General features: G+C 70.8%; 17 protein-coding genes. 7 read left to right on the top strand and 10 right to left on the bottom strand.

The features are described from left to right. Positions 1-75 precede the first annotated feature (75 nt). Positions 76-1119 (top strand): helix-turn-helix transcriptional regulator, encoded by a 1044-nt coding sequence (locus tag SCNRRL3882_RS18825; RefSeq protein ID WP_029180624.1) that lies wholly within the window; start codon positions 76-78, stop codon positions 1117-1119. Here the strand turns inward: SCNRRL3882_RS18825 and SCNRRL3882_RS18820 are convergent. After that, on the bottom strand, positions 1082-2068 hold the full coding sequence (locus SCNRRL3882_RS18820; RefSeq protein WP_010032106.1) for a helix-turn-helix transcriptional regulator: 987 nt from the start codon (positions 2066-2068) through the stop codon (positions 1082-1084). The genes SCNRRL3882_RS18825 and SCNRRL3882_RS18820 overlap by 38 nt on opposite strands. Then, entirely contained in the window at positions 2065-3084 is a 1020-nt protein-coding gene (locus SCNRRL3882_RS18815) for a hypothetical protein (protein ID WP_029180623.1), read from the bottom strand. The genes SCNRRL3882_RS18820 and SCNRRL3882_RS18815 overlap by 4 nt, the downstream gene beginning before the upstream one ends. 301 nt (positions 3085-3385) lie before the next feature. On the opposite strand from SCNRRL3882_RS18815, the gene SCNRRL3882_RS18805 reads away from it, so the two are divergent. Further along, on the top strand, positions 3386-3721 hold the full coding sequence (locus tag SCNRRL3882_RS18805; RefSeq protein ID WP_010032103.1) for a hypothetical protein: 336 nt from the start codon (positions 3386-3388) through the stop codon (positions 3719-3721). Positions 3722-3901: 180 nt separating this feature from the next. Here the strand turns inward: SCNRRL3882_RS18805 and SCNRRL3882_RS18800 are convergent, their stop codons facing one another. Further along, positions 3902-4318 carry a pyridoxamine 5'-phosphate oxidase family protein gene (locus SCNRRL3882_RS18800; protein ID WP_010032102.1) on the bottom strand — a complete coding sequence of 139 codons (417 nt, stop codon included), beginning with the start codon at positions 4316-4318 and terminating at the stop codon, positions 3902-3904. Positions 4319-4421: 103 nt separating this feature from the next. On the opposite strand from SCNRRL3882_RS18800, the gene clpB reads away from it, so the two are divergent. Beyond that, positions 4422-7019, top strand: coding sequence for an ATP-dependent chaperone ClpB (gene clpB, locus SCNRRL3882_RS18795; protein WP_010032099.1), 2598 nt, complete (start codon positions 4422-4424; stop codon positions 7017-7019). Positions 7020-7033: 14 nt separating this feature from the next. Here the strand turns inward: clpB and SCNRRL3882_RS18790 are convergent, their stop codons facing one another. Further along, a complete protein-coding gene (locus SCNRRL3882_RS18790; RefSeq protein ID WP_010032096.1) occupies positions 7034-7450 on the bottom strand; it encodes a hypothetical protein in 417 nt (138 codons plus the stop codon). A 219-nt stretch (positions 7451-7669) separates the two neighbouring features. On the opposite strand from SCNRRL3882_RS18790, the gene SCNRRL3882_RS18785 reads away from it, so the two are divergent. Further along, the gene (locus tag SCNRRL3882_RS18785) at positions 7670-8197 is read left to right on the top strand and encodes a YbjN domain-containing protein (RefSeq protein WP_010032094.1); all 528 of its coding nucleotides are present in this window, start codon (positions 7670-7672) and stop codon (positions 8195-8197) included. Between the two features lie 202 nt (positions 8198-8399). After that, on the top strand, positions 8400-9119 hold the full coding sequence (locus SCNRRL3882_RS18780) for a response regulator transcription factor (protein WP_029180622.1): 720 nt from the start codon (positions 8400-8402) through the stop codon (positions 9117-9119). A 9-nt stretch (positions 9120-9128) separates the two neighbouring features. On the opposite strand, the gene SCNRRL3882_RS18775 is transcribed toward SCNRRL3882_RS18780, so the two are convergent. Beyond that, positions 9129-10763: an ATP-binding protein gene (locus tag SCNRRL3882_RS18775; protein ID WP_010032091.1), complete on the bottom strand. Its 1635-nt coding sequence runs from the start codon at positions 10761-10763 to the stop codon at positions 9129-9131. Positions 10764-11054: 291 nt separating this feature from the next. On the opposite strand from SCNRRL3882_RS18775, the gene SCNRRL3882_RS18770 reads away from it, so the two are divergent. Next, positions 11055-11414: an SH3 domain-containing protein gene (locus SCNRRL3882_RS18770; RefSeq protein ID WP_029180621.1), complete on the top strand. Its 360-nt coding sequence runs from the start codon at positions 11055-11057 to the stop codon at positions 11412-11414. 105 nt (positions 11415-11519) lie between these two features. On the opposite strand, the gene SCNRRL3882_RS18765 is transcribed toward SCNRRL3882_RS18770, so the two are convergent. The 5 genes from SCNRRL3882_RS18765 to SCNRRL3882_RS18745 all read right to left on the bottom strand — a co-directional run bounded on the left by SCNRRL3882_RS18765 (position 11520) and on the right by SCNRRL3882_RS18745 (position 16728). Then, positions 11520-12830 carry an ABC transporter permease gene (locus SCNRRL3882_RS18765; RefSeq protein ID WP_010032087.1) on the bottom strand — a complete coding sequence of 437 codons (1311 nt, stop codon included), beginning with the start codon at positions 12828-12830 and terminating at the stop codon, positions 11520-11522. Further along, a complete protein-coding gene (locus SCNRRL3882_RS18760; RefSeq protein WP_010032086.1) occupies positions 12827-13537 on the bottom strand; it encodes an ABC transporter ATP-binding protein in 711 nt (236 codons plus the stop codon). The genes SCNRRL3882_RS18765 and SCNRRL3882_RS18760 overlap by 4 nt, the downstream gene beginning before the upstream one ends. After that, complete coding sequence (locus SCNRRL3882_RS18755; protein WP_231911142.1) at positions 13534-14796, bottom strand: peptidoglycan-binding protein; 1263 nt, start codon at positions 14794-14796, stop codon at positions 13534-13536. The genes SCNRRL3882_RS18760 and SCNRRL3882_RS18755 overlap by 4 nt, the downstream gene beginning before the upstream one ends. A 17-nt stretch (positions 14797-14813) precedes the next feature. Continuing rightward, positions 14814-15392 (bottom strand): hypothetical protein, encoded by a 579-nt coding sequence (locus SCNRRL3882_RS18750; protein WP_010032082.1) that lies wholly within the window; start codon positions 15390-15392, stop codon positions 14814-14816. A 145-nt stretch (positions 15393-15537) separates the two neighbouring features. Beyond that, entirely contained in the window at positions 15538-16728 is a 1191-nt protein-coding gene (locus SCNRRL3882_RS18745; protein ID WP_029180619.1) for a pyridoxal phosphate-dependent aminotransferase, read from the bottom strand. Positions 16729-18154: 1426 nt separating this feature from the next. Here SCNRRL3882_RS18745 and SCNRRL3882_RS18735 point away from each other — a divergent pair. Next, complete coding sequence (locus SCNRRL3882_RS18735) at positions 18155-18742, top strand: DUF2617 family protein (protein ID WP_010032077.1); 588 nt, start codon at positions 18155-18157, stop codon at positions 18740-18742. Positions 18743-18800: the final 58 nt, after the last annotated feature.

The following is an 18800-nucleotide window of genomic DNA, read 5'->3' as shown; positions in this document are numbered from 1 at the left end:
CCGTGTTGCGGAGCAGGTCCGGTCCGCGCATAGTTGCGCTGCGGAAAGACGGCGAAACCGGGGGTGGGATCGGCGATGGCCGGGCGCGGGGCGGAGCAGCATCCACATGGTGCCGACCGACTGTGCGAGGCCGGGGATCGCGTGTACTCCCGGGCCGTACGGCGGGGCCGCGTGCCGCGCCGGGACGCGGATCCGGTGCCCTGTCTGCTGGAACTCGCCCTGCTGCACCCGGACCCCGACGACATGGACTGGCTGGTGCCGACCTCTCCGCAGGAGGTCATGACCCGGCTGCTGCGCGGGATGTACGACGAGGTCAGCGCGAGCCAGCGGCGGGTGGGTTCGGCCGTGGCGGCGTTCGAGTGGTACGCCGGGCTGGGACGACAGGTGCAGCCGGCCCCGCTCGCGGCCGAGGGCTCGGCGATCCGGGTGCTGGACGGGCTCGCCCGGATCCAGGCCGCGATGGACGAGGCGACCCAGGCGTGCACGACCGAGGTGCTCACGGTGCAGCCGGGCGGCATCCGGCGCGAGGCGGAACTCTCCGAGGGGCTGCACCGGGCACTGGCGTTGCGCGGCCGGGGCGTGCGGATGCGGGACCTGTACACGCATGTCGCCCGGCACGGGCAGGGTCTGATGACCTATCTGGAGCTGATGGGCGACGCGGTGGAGGCGCGCACACTGGACGAGGTGATCGACCGGCTGATCCTCTTCGACCGGACGGTGGCCTTCATCCCCGCCAACACCGACCGCACGATGGCCCTGGAGCTACGGCACCCGGCGATCGTCGAGTACCTGGTCACGGTGTTCGAGCGACTCTGGCGCCTGGCCATCCCGCTGACGGCGCCGCTTCCCGACACCGGCATCGAGGGCATCTCGCACCGGGAGCAGTCCATCGCCGCGCTGCTGGCGGAGGGCCACCAGGACGCGGTGATCGCGGAACGGCTGGGGATCAGTGTGCGGACGTGCCGGGCGCACATCGCCCGGCTGTCGGAGACGCTCGGGGCGGCGAGCCGTACGCAGTTGGGCGTGCGGATCGCCCAGGCGGGCCTGGACGGTCCGCTGCGGCCGGCTGCTTCGCCGACCCTCAGCGTTCCTGGTCAAGAATCCCGGACTGCCCGATGAGGTAGCCGAGTTGGGCCCTGCTCTGACTGCCCAGCGTCGCGGCGAGCTTGGCGATGTGGACGCGGGCGGTGCGGATGTTCATGCCGAGGCGGTCGGCTATGACGGCGTCGGTGTGGCCTTCGGTGAGGAGGGCGGCTATGGCGCGTTGGCGGGGGGTGATGCCGTTGGGGGAGGGCGGGGGGACGGCTTCGGGGTACATGGGGGTCGCCAGGCGCCACAATCGGTCGAAGGTGGTGGCCAGATGGCGGGCGATCGCCGGGTGTCGGATCTCCAGCGCGACGGTGCCGTCCGGATCCACGGGGATGAAGGCGACAGCAGCATCGATGAGGATCATCCGGTCGGTGACCTCGTCCAGACTGCGGGCCTCGATGTCTCCCACCAGTCGCTCGTGACGGGCCGCGATGCTGGGGAAGTGGCGCAGGGTGTGCGGGTAGAGAGTGCGCACACGTGCGCCGCGATCCAGTACGTCCTGGTCCCGGACCAGGGCGATCGCGTCGGACTCCTCACCGCGTCGTCCGGTGAGCCCGGTACGGGGCTGGATCGTGAGCACCTCCCGGGACGCCTGGGCCATGGCCTCGGTGATGGCCCCGTTGATCTGCTCCGTGCCGGAGAGCGTGCGGAGGTGCGAGGCGTCGGTGGCCTCCGGATAGCCGCCGAGTCGTAGGAGGGGGTCGAATGTCTCCGTCAGCCGTGCCTCGCGCCGCCGTTCCCGGGCGATCTGTTCCTCGGAGGCACGCAGGAGCCGGTGCAGAGCGACGACCGGCGCAACCGGCTCCAATCGGCTCAGGCTGTCGGCGCTGGGGCGGAGCAGTCCCAGGTTGATCAGGCATGGGGCCGCCTCGGTCACCTCGATCGGCAGGTACCCCTGACGGAGCGCCTGTTCGTACAGCCTTCTTCCCGTCGAGCACAGTTGTTCTGCGCTGTGTCGCTGATGGGGAGCCGAGGTCACTCGGCTGCTCCCTCGCGCTCCAGGATTCCGGACTGGGCGATGAGATAGCCGAGTTGGGCGCGGCTGCCGCTCCCCAGGGCATGGGCCAGCTTGGCAATGTGGGCCCGGCAGGTGCGGACGTTCATACCGAGGCGGCGGGCTATGGCCTCGTCGACGTGCCCTTCGACCAGGAGCTTGGCGATCGAGTGCTGGATCTCCGTGATGCCGTCGGGGGCGGTTTCGTAGGGGGCGCCGGCGCTCAGCGGGACTGCTCGGTCCCACATGAACTCGAAGACCTTGATCAGGTAACAGACGAGGCCCGGGTGACGGAGTTCGAGCGCGATCTTCTGGTCGTCGCGGGTGGGGATGAAGGCGACGGTCTCGTCACAGACGATGAGCCGCTCGACCAGTCCGTCGATGGTCCGGTGCTCCACCTTGCCGTCGGAGAGTTGGCCCGCGTAGGCGAGCCTCTCAGGGTTGTACCGGGCCGTGTGCGGATACAACGTCCGTATGCGCACACCACGTTCGATCAGCGGCCGGTCGCGCTCCAGGCCCTGGATCAGGCTGCGCTCGGGCCGGTGGCCGCTCGGCTGGATCGTCAGCATCTCGGTCTGACACTGGGCCGTGGCCAGGTTGAGCGCCGCATTGATGCGCTCGCTGCCCTCCAGCACCGTGATCGAGTCGCTGGTCATCGCGTTCTGGGCGCTGAGTGCCATGAACGGGGCGAAGGCATCGGACAGTTCGACCGACACGCGCCTGCGCTCGGTGATCTCGTTCTCGATGGGATTGAGCCGCTGGGCGAGTGCCACGGCCGGGGGTATGGGCCGCAGCCAGTCCGGGTCGTCGGGATCCGGGTGGAGCAGGGCGAACTCCATCAGGCAGGGAGCCGCTTCCACATCCGTCCGCAGGATTCGTCCCGCACGCAGGGCGTTCGCGTAAAGTCGGCCACCTTCCTCGCACATCTCGGTCACCACATGGGGATGTGTCACCTTGGTCCGATTCGTTGTCAAATCTCCACCCCCCAGGGTCCTGAACATGCAGGAACATGATGCATTGATTCTGTGGCCATGACGTGCCCGAATGAGCCATCGTCGTATTCGACGGGGGAAGAGGGGACCTTCAAGTGAGGACGAAGCCGACTATGCGTAACAGAATGCTTCGCTTGGGGCTTGTCGCCGCCTTCTCTGCCGTCGTGGCCTTCGGGGCTGTGAGCGGCCTCTCGGGTGCGAAGGGCGATGACCGGGCGGACAGTGTCTGGCCTGCGGCTACCAAGAGCCATGTTCTGGCCGACAGTGTGTGGCCGGCTGCGGCCACGGCAGACGGAGCCGGGAGCTGACCTTGACCACTCCACCCGACGACCGCTCCTTCCGCCGTGAGATGGCCACCGCCTACCGTTCCGGCTGGCACTTCATCGACCTGGTCACCGCCATCCCCCACAGCGGCGACTCGTTGATGGTGACCGTTTTCGGCGAGCCGGTGGTCGTCACGCGGGACGAGGACGAGGACGTACGGGCTTACCGGTGTCTGCGGCGGCCTCGGGGGGCGCCGCAGCCTGTGCGGTGTGCCGTACGGTACGGAATGATCTTTGTGAATCTGGATAAACGGGACCACGAGCAGGTGGAAGCCGACTCACCTGTCCCGAGGACCATCTCTGCCACCCCCCGCAGTGCCTGACGCGATTCCCCCGTCGTAACAGATCGCTCAGGTGCTTCCCCCCGCAGCGGCGTCACCGTGACCTGAACACGGTGACGCCGCTGCAGTTTCTGGAGACATTTCCGGGTATCACCCCAGTCGCGCAGTGGCCGGATCCAGTCGATCACCGGTGTGGATTTTCACTTCGATCAACCGCGTCGATCAACCGCGCCCCATCGCTCGCGTCAGCTCGATCTCGATCACCACACGTGCGGGGTTCGGCGAGGGGGTCCGTCCGTAGCGTTCCGCGTAGCGGCGTTCCGCCTCCGCCACCCGCTCCGGTTCCGTGCGGACGAAGGCCCGGCCCTCCAGCGTCGCCCAGCGCCGGCCCTCCAGCTGGCAGACCGCGACCGCCGCGCCCTGCTCCCCGGCGGCCAGGACGTGCCGCACCTTGGCGCTCGCCTTGTTCGTGATCACCCGGGCGAGCCGGGCCGCGGGATCGTATGTGACCCCGACGGGTACCACGTGCGGAGTGCCGTCCGGGCGGGGAGTCGTCAGGGTGCACACGTGCCGCTCCCGCCAGAAGGTGAGATACGGCGGGTCCGGGGCGCCCGGATCGACGGAGTACTTGGTCGCCATGCCCCGGAACTTAACCCCTGCCTCCTCCCCGAACCGGCCTTGAGTGGACTAGACTCAACTTTGTGCAAGTCGTTCGGGTCAGTGCAAGGAGGAGAACGCGAACGTGGACGCCGAGCTGACCAACCGGAGCCGGGACGCCATCAACGCGGCCAGCAACCGGGCCGTGACCGAGGGGCACCCCGACCTCACCCCAGCCCACCTGCTTCTCGCACTGCTCCAGGGGCAGGAGAACGAGAACATCACCGATCTGCTCGCCGCGGTCGACGCCGACCAGGCGGCCGTACGCGCCGGAGCCGAGCGCGTGCTCGCCGGGCTGCCCAGCGTGACCGGGTCCACCGTGGCGCCGCCCCAGCCCAACCGCGAGATGCTCGCCGTCGTCGCCGACGCGCAGACCCGCGCCAAGGACCTCGGGGACGAGTACCTCTCCACGGAGCACCTGCTCATCGGCATCGCCGCGAAGGGCGGCGCGGCCGGCGAGGTGCTGTCCCAGCAGGGCGCCGACGCCAGGAAGCTCCAGGACGCCTTCCAGAAGACGCGAGGTCAGCGGCGCGTGACCACGGCCGACCCCGAGGGGCAGTACAAGGCCCTGGAGAAGTTCGGCACCGACTTCACCGCCGCCGCGCGGGAAGGAAAGCTCGACCCCGTCATCGGGCGGGACCAGGAGATCCGGCGCGTGGTGCAGGTGCTGTCCCGGCGCACCAAGAACAACCCCGTGCTCATCGGCGAGCCCGGTGTCGGCAAGACCGCCGTCGTCGAGGGGCTCGCCCAGCGGATCGTCAAGGGGGACGTGCCGGAGTCCCTCAAGGACAAGCGGCTCGTCGCGCTCGATCTGGGCGCCATGGTCGCCGGGGCCAAGTACCGCGGCGAGTTCGAGGAGCGGCTGAAGACCGTCCTCGCCGAGATCAAGGACTCCGACGGGCAGATCATCACCTTCATCGACGAGCTGCACACCGTCGTGGGGGCCGGTGCCGGCGGCGACTCCGCCATGGACGCGGGCAACATGCTCAAGCCCATGCTCGCCCGCGGTGAGCTGCGCATGGTCGGTGCCACCACACTGGACGAGTACCGGGAGCGGATCGAGAAGGACGCCGCCCTGGAGCGGCGCTTCCAGCAGGTGCTGGTCGCCGAGCCGAGCGTCGAGGACTCCATCGCGATCCTGCGCGGCCTCAAGGGCCGCTACGAGGCCCACCACAAGGTGCAGATCGCCGACAGCGCGCTGGTCGCGGCCGCCGCTCTCTCCGACCGGTACATCACCTCCCGCTTCCTGCCCGACAAGGCCATCGACCTCGTCGACGAGGCCGCCTCGCGGCTGCGCATGGAGATCGACTCGTCCCCTGTCGAGATCGACGAACTCCAGCGCGCCGTCGACCGGCTGAAGATGGAGGAGCTCGCGATCGGCAAGGAGACCGACGCGGCCTCCCGCGAGCGCCTGGAGAAGCTGCGCCGCGACCTCGCCGACAAGGAGGAGGAGCTGCGCGGCCTCACCGCCCGCTGGGAGAAGGAGAAGCAGTCCCTCAACCGGGTCGGTGAGCTGAAGGAACGCCTCGACGAACTGCGCGGCCAGGCCGAGCGCGCCCAGCGCGACGGCGACTTCGATACCGCCTCCAAGCTGCTCTACGGCGAGATCCCCGCCCTGGAGAAGGAACTGGAGGCCGCCTCCGAGGCCGAGGAGGAGGTCGCCAGGGACACCATGGTCAAGGACGAGGTCGGCGCCGACGACATCGCCGACGTCGTCGCCTCCTGGACCGGCATCCCCGCCGGGCGTCTGCTGGAGGGCGAGACGCAGAAGCTGCTCCGCATGGAGGACGAGCTCGGCAAGCGGCTCATCGGCCAGACCGAGGCCGTGCGGGCGGTGTCCGACGCCGTGCGGCGCTCGCGGGCCGGGATCGCCGACCCCGACCGCCCCACCGGCTCCTTCCTCTTCCTCGGCCCGACCGGCGTCGGCAAGACCGAGCTGGCCAAGGCCCTCGCCGACTTCCTCTTCGACGACGAGCGGGCGATGGTCCGCATCGACATGTCGGAGTACAGCGAGAAGCACAGCGTGGCCCGGCTGGTCGGCGCGCCGCCCGGATACGTCGGCTACGAGGAGGGCGGCCAGCTCACGGAGGCGGTGCGCAGGCGGCCGTACTCCGTCGTCCTGCTGGACGAGGTGGAGAAGGCGCACCCCGAGGTCTTCGACATCCTGCTCCAGGTGCTCGACGACGGGCGTCTCACGGACGGGCAGGGCCGTACGGTCGACTTCCGCAACACGATCCTCGTCCTGACGTCGAACCTGGGCAGCCAGTTCCTGGTCGATCCGCTCACCAGCGAGGTGGAGAAGAAGGAACAGGTCCTGGAGGTGGTGCGGACCTCCTTCAAGCCGGAGTTCCTCAACCGCCTGGACGACCTGGTCGTCTTCGCCGCCCTGACCAAGCCCGAGCTGGAGCGCATCGCGAAGCTCCAGATCGAGCGCCTGGCCAAGCGGCTCGCCGAGCGGCGCCTCACGCTGGACATCACGCCCGAGGCCCTGGCCTGGCTCGCGGAGGAGGGCATGGACCCGGCGTACGGCGCCCGCCCGCTGCGCCGGCTCGTCCAGTCGGCCATCGGCGACCGCCTCGCCAAGGAGATCCTGTCCGGCGAGATCAAGGACGGCGACACGGTCCGGGTGGACCGCTACGGCGACGAACTGCTGGTGGGACCGGCGACGGGCAAGACGCTGTAGGACGTCACAGGACGTCACATGGTGAACGCCGAGAAGCGCACCCGCGCTGTCTCGGCGTTCTCGTACTCCCCCCGCACCTGCACCACGTGCGCCCCGGCCGCGGCGGGCGGGCCGTCCTCGTGGCTCACGTCGAGACAGAGCGCCCCGCAGGAGCCGTCCGAGCGGGCCTCGGGCGCGTTCGGATACGTCTCGCGCAGCCAGCCGCGGACGTCCTCGCGCGGCATCCGCTGCACCGCCGTGTACGCGGCGTCGATGCCCTGCTGCAGGGTGCAGGTCCCGACGTGGGCGTGCGCCGGGGGCGAGGCGCCGCCGGAGGCCGGCGCCTGCCCGCGGGGCACCTTCCGCAGGGCCCCCTCGCGTGGATCCCCCTCGTCCGGCAGAGCCCGGACGAAGAGGCCGGCGATCAGGAACCCGAGGACGAGCACCGGCACGGCCAGGACGGGCAGGATCAGCCGCCACCGCGTGCAGCCCCTGTCCGGTTCCGCCGCCGTCGCCCCCTCCGTCCGTCATTCAGGAGGACGGCGCGCGGCACCTGGAGGTTGCGGTTGACCGGATCGTGTCAGCCATGGGCTTAGAGGGTCTGTCGGGGCTTGCCACCCCCCTCCCCGGATGGGGGAGGATGGCGGAATCCGTACGAAGGGAAAATCACGGTGACCATCGACCCGTCCTCGATTCCGAACTTCGGGGGCCAGCCCGAGCCGCAGCCGCAAGGACCGGCGGGCCCCGTCGTCCCGGATCAGGACCTCGTGAAGCAGCTCCTCGACCAGATGGAGCTCAAGTACGTCGTCGACGACGAGGGGGACCTCGCGGCGCCGTGGGAGCAGTTCCGCACCTACTTCATGTTCCGGGGTGAGGGAGACCAGCAGGTCTTCTCCGTGCGGACGTTCTACGACCGGCCCCACGAGATCGAGGCCAAGCCGCAGATCCTGGAGTCCATCGACGACTGGAACCGCCGCACCCTGTGGCCCAAGGTCTACAGCCACACCCACGACGACGGCACGGTCCGCCTGATCGGCGAGGCCCAGATGCTGATCGGCATGGGTGTGAGCCTGGAGCACTTCGTCTCCTCGACGGTCAGCTGGGTGCGGGCCGCGATCGAGTTCGACAAGTGGCTCATCGAGCAGCTCGGTCTCGAGGAGGAGATCAACGAGGCGGAGAAGCCCGAGGACGAGGAGTAGGACCGGCAGGCCTCCGCACCGGCGGCGCGTCGGCGCGTACGAGCAGGTACGTGCTGTACGCGCCGTATGCCTTTTTCGGTGCCTTCAGGCCCCCCGACGCCCTTCAGTCCAGGGAACCGGGAGTTTCCCGGAGGTGGGAATTCCGGGGGCGCGTTGGTATCAACGGTGATGGAATCGTGCAGGGCCTCGCTGAGGAGAATCGTTGAGCGCGCGCATCCTGGTCGCCGAAGACGACGAAAAGCAATCTCGTCTCATACGGATTTATCTGGAACGGGAAGGCAACGCCGTGCAGGTCGTGGGCGACGGCAGGGCAGCGCTGGAACGGGCACGTTCGACGGGGCTGGATCTCATCGTTCTCGATGTGATGCTGCCGCTCGTCGACGGCCTCGACGTATGCCGCATTCTGCGTGCCGAGGCCTCCGAGGTGCCGATTCTGCTGCTGACCGCCCGCAGCACCGAGGAGGACATGCTCCTCGGCCTTGATCTGGGGGCCGACGACTACCTCACCAAGCCCTACAGTCCCCGCGAACTCACCGCGCGCGTACGGGCGCTGCTGCGGCGCTCCAGGAAAGGCGGCGCGGCCGGGAGCGAGGTGCTGCGGGTCGGCGCGGTCGAACTGGACACCGCCCGCTTCGAGGTCCGGGTGGCGGACCGTCCGGTGGCGCTGACCTCCAAGGAGTTCTCCATCCTGGAGGCTCTGGCCCGCAAGCCGGGGCGGGTGTTCACCCGGGCCCAGATCATCGAGAGCGCCTTCGGCTTCGACAGCGATGTACTCGAGCGCACGGTGGACGCCCATGTGCGCAACCTGCGCCGGAAGCTGGGGGACGACCCGGCCCGGCCACGCCATCTGGAGACCGTGTACGGCCGGGGGTACCGCCTGCTGGACAGCTCGGCCCCCACCCAAGCGCTCCCGGGATCCTGACCGGGTTGATCAGTCGGCGTCGGCCCGCGGCCGGGCCGTGGAGAGCGCGACGGTGAACGTGGTGCCGACGCCGACGGCGCTCTCCACGTCGATCGTCCCCTGGTGATCGGTCACGATCTGGCGGGCGATGGACAACCCCAGGCCACTCCCTCCGGTGGCGCGGCCCCGTGCCGCGTCCGCCCGCCAGAAGCGGTTGAAGAGATGCGGCAGGTCCTCGGCGGGTATGCCCTTGCCGGTGTCCCGCACCTGAATGATCGCAAGATCGCCGCTCCGGACCAGGGCGAGTGTCACCGTGCCGCCCGGTGCCGTGGCCCTCAGGGCGTTGCCGACCAGATTGCCGACGACCTGACGCAGCCGGTCGGCGTCGGCGATGACGTACACAGGCTGCGGCGCCTCCAGCCTCAGCGTGACACCCGCCGCGTCGGCCTGGGCGCGGTGGGCCGTGCCGGCGGCTTCGAGGAGCTCGCGCAGGTCGACGCGCGCGCGGTGGTAGGTGAGTGCACCGGCCTCGGCCAGCGCGAGATCCTGCAGGTCGTCCACGATCCGCTGCTGCAGCAGTGCCTCCTCGTGGAGGGAGTCGAGCAGCTCGGGGGTCGGTTCGACGATCCCGTCCCGCAGGGCCTCCAGATAGCCGCGCAGATTGGCCAGCGGGGTGCGCAGCTCGTGGGCGATGTCACCGGTGAGGCGGCGCTGGCGTTCCTCGCCGGCCTGTATGGAGTCTGCCATCCGGTTGAAGGCACGGCCGAGTTGGGCGATCTCGTCCCGGCCGGAGACGGGGACCCGCCGCCCCAGGTCTCCCTCGCCCAGCCCCCCGGCGGCCAGGGTCATGGCACGGACCGGGCGCAGCACGGCCCGGCTCAGGAGCAGGGCGCCGACCACGGCGGCGAGGGCGACGCCCCCGGCGACGGCCACCGTGGGTGCTGCGGCCAGGGTGGGCGGGGACTCGTCCCGGACGCCGAGACGGATCTCCAGGCGTGGCGGGGCGGCGGAGCCCACGCGCTCGTTGAACACCCGCTGCAGACAAGTGATGAACTGCTGCTCGGACTCGCACGTCCTGATCGCCGCGAGGTCCTGCGCAGTCCGGGGGTCCGGTTCGCCCGTCGGCTCCTTGCACTGTTTCGGCCGGCGCTCCGTGCGGATCCGCGGCACGCCGGTGTCGTCCGGCCGGGCCGTCACCTCGGCCCCCGCCCGGGTCAGACAGGCCGCGTACGCCGCTTCGGCGCGGTACTGTGCGATCGCCGTCGCCGTGAGCTTCATCGAGGTCCGCGGTATCTGTCCCGCGGGGATCCGCAGGAGGGGACGCGGGTCGACCAGCACCGGCGGCTGGCTGCTCACCGGGCGGGGGGCACGGCCCTGGAGCGCGTCGGAATCGGCGAGCAGGACGTCGTTCTCGGTGGCGACCCGGATGCGCTGGCCGGTGTCCTCGGCCAGGCGGCTCACCGTCGGTGAGAGGCCCTCCCAGGTGCCGTGCGCGACCCCGTACGCGCGGAGCTCGCCGGTGATCCGGGAGACCTCCTGCCGTCCCGCGGTGACACTCTCCTGCACCTGGCGGTTCGCCTGACGCAGGGTCAGCCAAGCGGTGGCGGCGGTCGCGGCCATCGCGACCAGCATCAGCAGGCCGAGTACCCGGAGCCGGAAGCTCATCGCGTGCCGCCACTGGGAGTCGTGAGGTGCGGGCGCCGGATGCTCGTCAAGGGGGCGCCTTGGGCCAAAAAGGCGCTAGAGCGGCGCATTTTCGCTCGTGACATTTTTCGGTCCCCCGTCGACACAATCTGGACAGTTGCGGGCGGAATTATTTCTTCAGGATTTTTGTGACTGCGATTGTACTGACGCCACTTGCACACCGATTGATGCAGTGGTGGCTGTTTTGCTCAGGTGCCAAGCGGTGCCCGGGCAAGCAGTGCCAACAGAAAATGGATTCATGGGGGTACAGAAATGAAGCGTCGACTCGCGGCTGTCGTACCTGCCCTTGCGGCGGTGGCCATGGCCGTCCCGCTCGCCCTCTCCACCCCGGCCTCCGCAGCCGCGTCCTGCGGCAGGACCGCCTCGGACATGGACAGCAGCTCCTGGGACAGGACGGCCAACGGCGCCAACCAGAGAAGCGGCTCCAGCACCGGCTGCGCCATCCTCGGCATCGCCTACAACACCCACAACCTCGACTACCACTGCTACACGCGCATCGGGAACACCAGTGAGACCTGGACGTACCTCCGGAACGACACCACCGGTACGACCGGCTGGGTCCGCGACGACCTGCTGAGCGACGGCGGCAGCCTCACTTACTGCGGCTTCTAGTACGCCCGCCGGCACTCCCGCAGCAGTGCTGAGCAGGCCGGACTCATAGTGCGTCAGGGGCGGTCTCACCGAGGCCGCCCCTGACCCGTACGACGGGCGGGCCGCTCAGGAGCCGGACAGGGCCTCCGTAGGTGACAGTCGGCTCGCCCGTACCGCTGGATACAGTCCGGCGATCATGCCGATGACGAGGGTGCAGCCGATCCCCGCCGCACTCGCCCACACCGGGACGACCGTCGGCCAGTCGCGGCTGAGGGCGTAGGCCGCCGTGATCGCGGTCCCCAGCACCGTCCCGCCGAGGCCGCCGATGAGCGACAGCAGCAGCGACTCCGTGACGAACTGGGTCCTGATCTGGCCGCGGGTCGCCCCCAGCGCCCGGCGCAGGCCGATCTCCGGGCGCCGCTCCAGGACCGAGATGACCATCGTGTTGCCGACCCCCACGCCACCGACGAGCAGGGCCACGCCACCGAGGCCGAGCAGCAGCCCGGTCAGCGCCGACTCGGTGGCCTCGCGGGCGGCGAGCGCGTCGGAGGGCCGGGAGATGCGGACCTGGCCCGGTTTCTCCGGGTACGCCGTGGCCGGCAGCACGGCCCGTACCTCCGCGACCTGGCTGTCCTCGGCGCGGACATAGACCGTGGACGGATGGCCGTCGAAGCGCAGGTACGTCCGGGCCGCCGGCCAGCCGACCAACGCCGCGCTGTCGAGCTCCGGCGCGAGCGGTACGGGATCGAGGACGCCGACGAGGGAGAACCAGCGGCCGCCGAGCCAGACCCGGGTCCCCGGCGTGTACACGTCGAGCCGCCCCGCGGCCGTGGAGCCGAGCACGACCGCCGGGTACTTCTCGGTCGCGGAATCCAGCCAGCGGCCCCGGCGGACGTGGCCGCCGACCGCCGGCAGCAGGTCCGTGCCGGCCGCGAGGACCTCGAGGGAGCCGGTGCGGCCGATGGCGATGTGCTCGTTGCGGTAGATGTGCGCGTCGGTTGCGCCGGTGGCGGCGACCTGCTGCACGGGCGGGACGCGGCCGATCATCGGGACTGCCTCGTGGGGCAGCTTCGCCTCCGTGCCGTCGAGTGTGTCGCCGGGGGCGACCCGCAGCAGATTGGTGCCGAGCGCGTCGAGCCGACGGTCCACTTCCGCCCGGCCGGAGCCGGAGATTCCGACCACCGCGATCATGGCGGCGACGCCGATCGCGATCCCGAGCGCGGAGAGGAAGACCCGCAGGGGACGAGTCCGCAGCCCGGTCCCGCCGAGTCGCACGATGTCCTGGGGACCGAGGCGGGCGGCCCGCAGCCCGCCGTCCGTGCCGCCGACGGCACCGCTCGCCCGTCCGCGGCCACGTCCGGCGTCCCTGCGGCGGCCGGACGGCAGGGTGGGTGGGGCGTCGTCCATGGGGAGGCCGTTCGTCGTACCGTCGGTCATCGGACCGCCTCGCTCGGCGCGTCCGTGGTCGTGGTGTCCGCCACCACGCGGCCGTCGCGCATCTCGATGCGGCGGGGCAGGCCGGCCGCGATCTCCCGGTCGTGGGTGATGATCACGACCGTGGTCCCGGCGGCGTGCAGCTCGCGCAGCAGACCGAGTACGGCCTCCCCGGAAGCGGAGTCCAGGTTGCCGGTCGGCTCGTCCGCCAGCAGGACCGCCGGTTCGCCGATCACCGCCCGGGCCACCGCCACCCGCTGGCGCTCGCCGCCGGACAGCTGGTGCGGGAGGTGGTGGACGCGGTGGCTGAGGCCGACTCGTTCCAGCGCCACCCCCGCCCTGGCCCGGCGGCGGCGTAGCGGTACCCCGGCGTACAGCAGCCCGTCGGCCACGGAGTCCAGGACCGGAACCCCCACCGCCAGATGGAACTGCTGGAAGACGAAGCCGATCCGGGTGGCCCGCAGCGCCGACACCTCACGGTCCGTCAGCTTCGCCACGTCGTGGCCGTCGACCAGCACCCGCCCGGCGGAGGGCCGGTCGAGGCTGCCCATGAGGTTCAGCATGCTGGACTTGCCAGATCCCGACGGGCCGACGACCGCGACGAGTTCGCCGCGCCCGATGCGTAAGGTCACGTCCCGTACCGCCGCCACACCGCCGGGGTACGTCTTGGAGACCCCGTCGAACTCCACGACGGCCGGCGCTGCGCTCACTCGGGGATCCTCACCTTCATGCCCTCGCGGACCGCGTTTCCGCTCACTTCCACCCGGCCGTCCGCGAAGAGCCCGGTCTTCACCGCGACGAACCGGCCGTCCGCGGTCTCCAGGCCGTGGCCGCCCTCGGCGAGGGCGACCAGCGCGGCGACCGGGACGGTGAGGACGTCCGCCCGTTCCCGCCCCACGTACTCGACGGTGACCGGCGCGCTCTGAAGCCTTCCCACGGATTTCTGGTCCTTGATGGTGATGGTCACCGGAACCGTCGGTGCCCCGGAGCCGCCCTCCCCGCCTCCCTCCTCGGGGGCGGTCGCCTTCTTCCCCACCGAGGCCACCTCGCCCTTCACCGATTTCCCGTCGGGCAGCCCGATCGTGACGGCGGCGCCGCGCACGGCCCAGGAGTCCTCCGCCGCCGAGGCGTTGACGACGACCTTCCGAGACGTACCGGTGTACGTGAGGACGTCCTCGGTGACTGCCGAGCCGAGCCGGACACCAGCGTGGCCGATCCGCACCCTGCCGGTGGAGTAGACGACGTCCCCGACGCCGACCCTGCCGGTCCGGGGAAGCCCGAGGGACTCCTGCCAGCGCTTGACCGCGCGGGCGGTGGCGTCGGTGAACTCCTCGTCGATCGTGAAGCCGGTGTAGCCGAGGGCGGCGAGATTGCTCTCGAACTGCAGGACGTCCATCCCGCGCAGAGTGCCCCCTGTCCCTCCGGCCCCGGCGCCACCCGGCGTCGGCGATCCGGCGGGAGCCGGGGCCTTGGAGGTGGCGTCCGTGGGGCCCTGGCCACCCGTGCCCTGGGCGTCCCCCGTGTTCCCGGCGTCCTGCCGGGTGCCCTGTCCGGTGTCCGCGGTCAGGCCCAGGTCCCGGTACATCGGCAGCGTCCCGTACAGCAGCACCACCGGCCGGTCGTCGACGCGCAGCAGAGTGCCGCCGCGCTCCACCGTCCTGCCCTCCGTGGGCAGCCAGGTCACGGTGCCCGTCGACTTGATCGGCAGCGGTATCTCAGTGCCGTAGCCCAACTGGCCGTCCACCGTGGTGCGTTCGGTCAGTGTTGCCCGGGTGACCGGGACGGTGGAGCCTGAGCGGGGCGGGGCGGAGGAGCCGTCCTCCGACCCGCCTCCGCCGAGGCCCAGCGCACCGACCACGGCGACTGCCGTCACGACGACCAAAGCCGAGGCCACCAGGACCGTACGCCGGCCGCGCCGTCCGCGCGGCGGCGGCGCGGGAGCCGCCCCGCGCTCGTGATCGGTCTGCATGACCGTCTCCGTCATCGTCAGCCCTTGCCCTCGGGCTGGTCCACCGGGTCGCCGATGATCGGAGCGCAGACACGGGTGGCACGCTTGGCTCCCGCCGACGTCTGGTCCCACTCGGAGCCCTGCGCGGTCCCGTCGGGGCCGGGATCGGGGAAGTCGGGCGCGCCGTTCTTCTGCATGCAGTCGGCGTAGTCGCGCTTGACCTTGATCTGCTCGGGGGTGAGCTCGGGCTGGTTGGCGTTCTCGAGGCTCTCGGGGACGGCCGCCACGAGCGAGGCGCACTTCTCGGAGGCGTTCAGGAACTTCGTGTCCTTCTTCAACGCCGCGTTGTCGCCGAAGTCGACCTGCCCCTTGGCGTCCGGGTCGGGGGCGTCGACCCCGTTCTCCCGCAGGCACTTCACCCACTCGCGCTGGGCGTTCACGTAGGCGGACACGTCGTCGCCACCGCTGGGGGCGGCCGTCTTGCCGGACGCCGCGGACGCGTTGTCGCCACCGGCCGTGGGGACCTTCGGAGCGTCGCCCTCGCCGCCGCAGCCGGCCAGGGTGATCACCATGACCGACGCCGTCACCACGGCCGCCAGCACCCGGTTCGTCCTCATCGGTTCTCCCGCCTCCTGTCGGGCCCGACCGCGGGCGCGGCGGGCAGCCCGACCGTAGGCCGGAGGTGATGAAGAACCTTTGAAGAACCTGTTACCCGATCATGCGGGCGCGCTTCGCACGGTCATGCCGGCTGGGGAGGTGATGTCACGAAGCCAGGCGCCGCAGCCGAACGGCGGCCTCGTGCAGAACGTCGTCCCTCTTGCAGAAGGCGAAGCGGACCTGGCTGCGGCCGGCGGCCGGGTCGTCGTAGAAGACGGAGTTGGGGATGGCGACGACGCCGCAGCGTTCGGGCAGCGCGCGGCAGAAGCGGTGGGCGTCCTTCTCACCGAAAGGAGTGATATCGGTGGTGATGAAGTACGTGCCCTTGGGTTCGTAGACCTCGAACCCGGCCGTGCGCAGGCCGTCGCCGAGCAGGTCGCGCTTGCGGCGGAGGTCGGCGCGGATGCCGTCGAAGTACGAGTCCGGCAGGCGCAGCGCCTCGGCGACCGCGTACTGGAACGGGCCCGCGCTGACATAGGTCAGGTACTGCTTGGCCGTCCGGACGGCGGTCACGAGTTCCTGGGTGCCGGTCACCCAGCCGACCTTCCAGCCGGTGAACGAGAACGTCTTTCCGGCCGACCCGATGGTGACCGTACGCTCGCGCATCCCCGGGAACGTCGCCAGCGGCACGTGCTCGGCGTCGTCGAAGACCAGGTGCTCGTACACCTCGTCCGTCACCACGAGCAGCTCCCGCTCCACCGCGAGCTCGGCGATCGCGGCCAGCTCCGCGCGGGTGAGGACCGTGCCGGTCGGGTTGTGCGGGGTGTTGATCAGCAGCAGACGGGTGCGGTCGGTGACGGCGTCCCGCAGCTCGTCGAGGTCCAGGCGGAAGCGTCCGTCGTCCGGGCGGAGCGTGACCGGCACCCGGCGCCCGCCCGCCATCGCGATGCACGCCGCGTACGAGTCGTAGTAGGGCTCGAGGGCGATCACCTCGTCGCCCGGCTCCACCAGGGCCAGCAGCGCGGCGGCGATGGCCTCGGTGGCCCCGGCGGTGACCAGGACCTCCGTGTCGGGGTCGCAGGACAGGCCGTAGCGCCGCTGCTGGTGGGCGGCGATCGCGGCGCGCAGCTCGGGGACGCCGGGGCCCGGCGGGTACTGGTTGCCGAGGCCGTCCCGCAGCGCCCGTACGGCGGCCTCCCTGACCTCCTCGGGGCCGTCGGTGTCGGGGAAGCCCTGCCCGAGGTTGATGGCGCCGGTGCTCAGGGCCAGGGCGGACATCTCGGCGAAGATCGTCGTCCCGAACTCGGCGAGCCGGCGGTTGAGGAGGGGGCGCGCGCTGGAGGTCATGCGGGTCATCCTCCGCCGAAGCTCTGGAGTTCCTCAACTGTGCTTTGGGCCGCACGCGCGGCGGGCATCCCCTGTTCACGCTAGAGCGAGGCGCCCACGGGGGGCCGCTTCGGGGGAAACGGAAGGAGGGTGACGCCATGGTCGTCGGCATCATCCTGGCGGTGATCGGAGTCCTCTTGGTCGGGGCGTTGGTGTCCAAGGCCCGCAGCGGCGGATCCGGACGGACGGCCCGTCGCGGGGGGTGGGCGTCCACCGGGTCGTCGCGCCACGACAGCGGCGGCAGCTGGTGGGCCGGGGGCGGAGACTCCGGCTCGTCAGGCGGACACCACGGGGGACACTCCTGCGGCGGCGGCTCGTCCTGCGGAGGCGGTTCGTCCTGCGGCGGGGGTGGTGGCGGAGGTGGCTGCGGCGGCGGAGGCAGCTGACAGACGTCAGCCGCGCTCCCCGACGGGTAAGCCGCAACCACCGAACGCGGGGTCCGCACCTGGGGCGGGCCCCGCGTTGCGTGTCGGCGGGGGGCCAGGGGTTCCCGTGCCGGGCGGAGTTCCCGGGTTTCTGTGCCGGCCGCAGTCCCAGGGGCCCTGTGCGGCCGGAGGTCCGGAGTCCGTGTGGATCGGAGGCCCAGGGTCTCGGGGTCGGCGGGAGCTCCGGGGTCCGTGCGGGCCGGAGGTCCGGGGTGTCGGTGTCGGCGGGAGGTTCCGAGTTTCTGTGCCGGCCGCAGCCCCAGAGGCCCTGTGCAGTCGGAGGTCCGGAGTCCGTGCGGGCCGGAGGTCCGGGGTGTCGGTGTCGGCGGGAGGTCCCGGCTTCTCGTGTCGGGCGCAGTCCCAGGGCCCCCGTCCGGTCGGCGTTCCGGGGGCCGTGCGGGCCGGAGGTGCAGGGTCTCCGTGCCGATCTGGGGCTCAGTGCTCCTGTGCGGCCGAAGGCCCAGCATCCCCGTGCGGCCGGCGTCCGAGGTTTCCGTCCGGTGGAGGGGTCGAACGGCTGTCGGGCGGCTCGGAGCGCGTTCTGGCAATTTCGCATGCCTGTAGGACAACTCTGGCCGTGGAGCGTCGGGGCGAGGCGTGACTGCGGCAACTGCGGCCGTCAAGCTGGCACTTCAGGGGCCCGTTCGTAGCCCGGGCTTCGATCCGTCCCGGCTTGCGGTGGGAGTCGCGGCGCGCCGGCGCACGCCTCCCCGGCGCCGGCGTACGCCGTAGTTGAACAGTTGAGCTGTGGAGCCCTCTGAGGGATGGAAACCCTACGAACTTGGGTAAAAACGCTGTTGCGACGCGACAGTTCATGATTCCCTCTCAATCACCAACGCAGCCTCTCGGACGCCCTGCGGACATCTTCCCGAAACAAACCGGCCGACCGGGCTGGCCCGGGCCCAATCCCCCGGCGTGACCGGGGTGCAGCGGACCCACTCCCTCTCCTTGTGTGCTTGCGGAGCCGATCCATGCTCACGACCCTGAACACCTCCTACACCGACACGCGCGCGGCCGATCTCGCCTGGGCCCTGGGACGCGAGCCGCTTCCCGCACTGGCCACGCTCGACCTGGAACTGGCGGGCGCCAAACTTCAGTTGCGACTTCTCGGCGCGTCCCACCAGGTCCTGCTGGAGGGGGAGCGGGGCATCTGCTCGGAGACGGTGGCGTGCATCGCGGGCAGCAGCACCCCGCTTCCGCTCGGCGTCGCCAAGCGGGTGGGCGACTGGGAGTACGAGTTCGCGGCCCGGGTCGAGGTCCTCTCGCCCGGCTCCTTCGCGGGCCGCGCCCAGGAGTTGCTGGCCCTCGTCTCCGACCACCCGCACGGTCTGGCCGGCGTCTTCCCCGGCAGCCCGCACGCCTTCACGGCACTGCTGGCCCGGCACCACGAGGGCCAGGTGCACTGGCGGACCTGGCATGCGTACCCGCAGGACGGGCAGTTGGTGGCGACCCGCACGAAGGTGGGCGTACGGGTGCCGACGGCGGTCGCCGAGCTGCATCTCCCCCGCACGTCACTCACTCGGCGAACCGGATCCCATACCGTTGCCGGGCCTCTGTAAACCAGCACCACACGTGTGGGTGACGATCCGCGGTCGAGACGTGACGTAACGTCGCAGC

This window comes from Streptomyces chartreusis NRRL 3882 (assembly GCF_900236475.1).
GTDB lineage: Bacteria > Actinomycetota > Actinomycetes > Streptomycetales > Streptomycetaceae > Streptomyces > Streptomyces chartreusis_D.
Note: the sequence above shows the minus strand (reverse complement) of the source record. Positions and strands in the feature narration are given on the sequence as shown.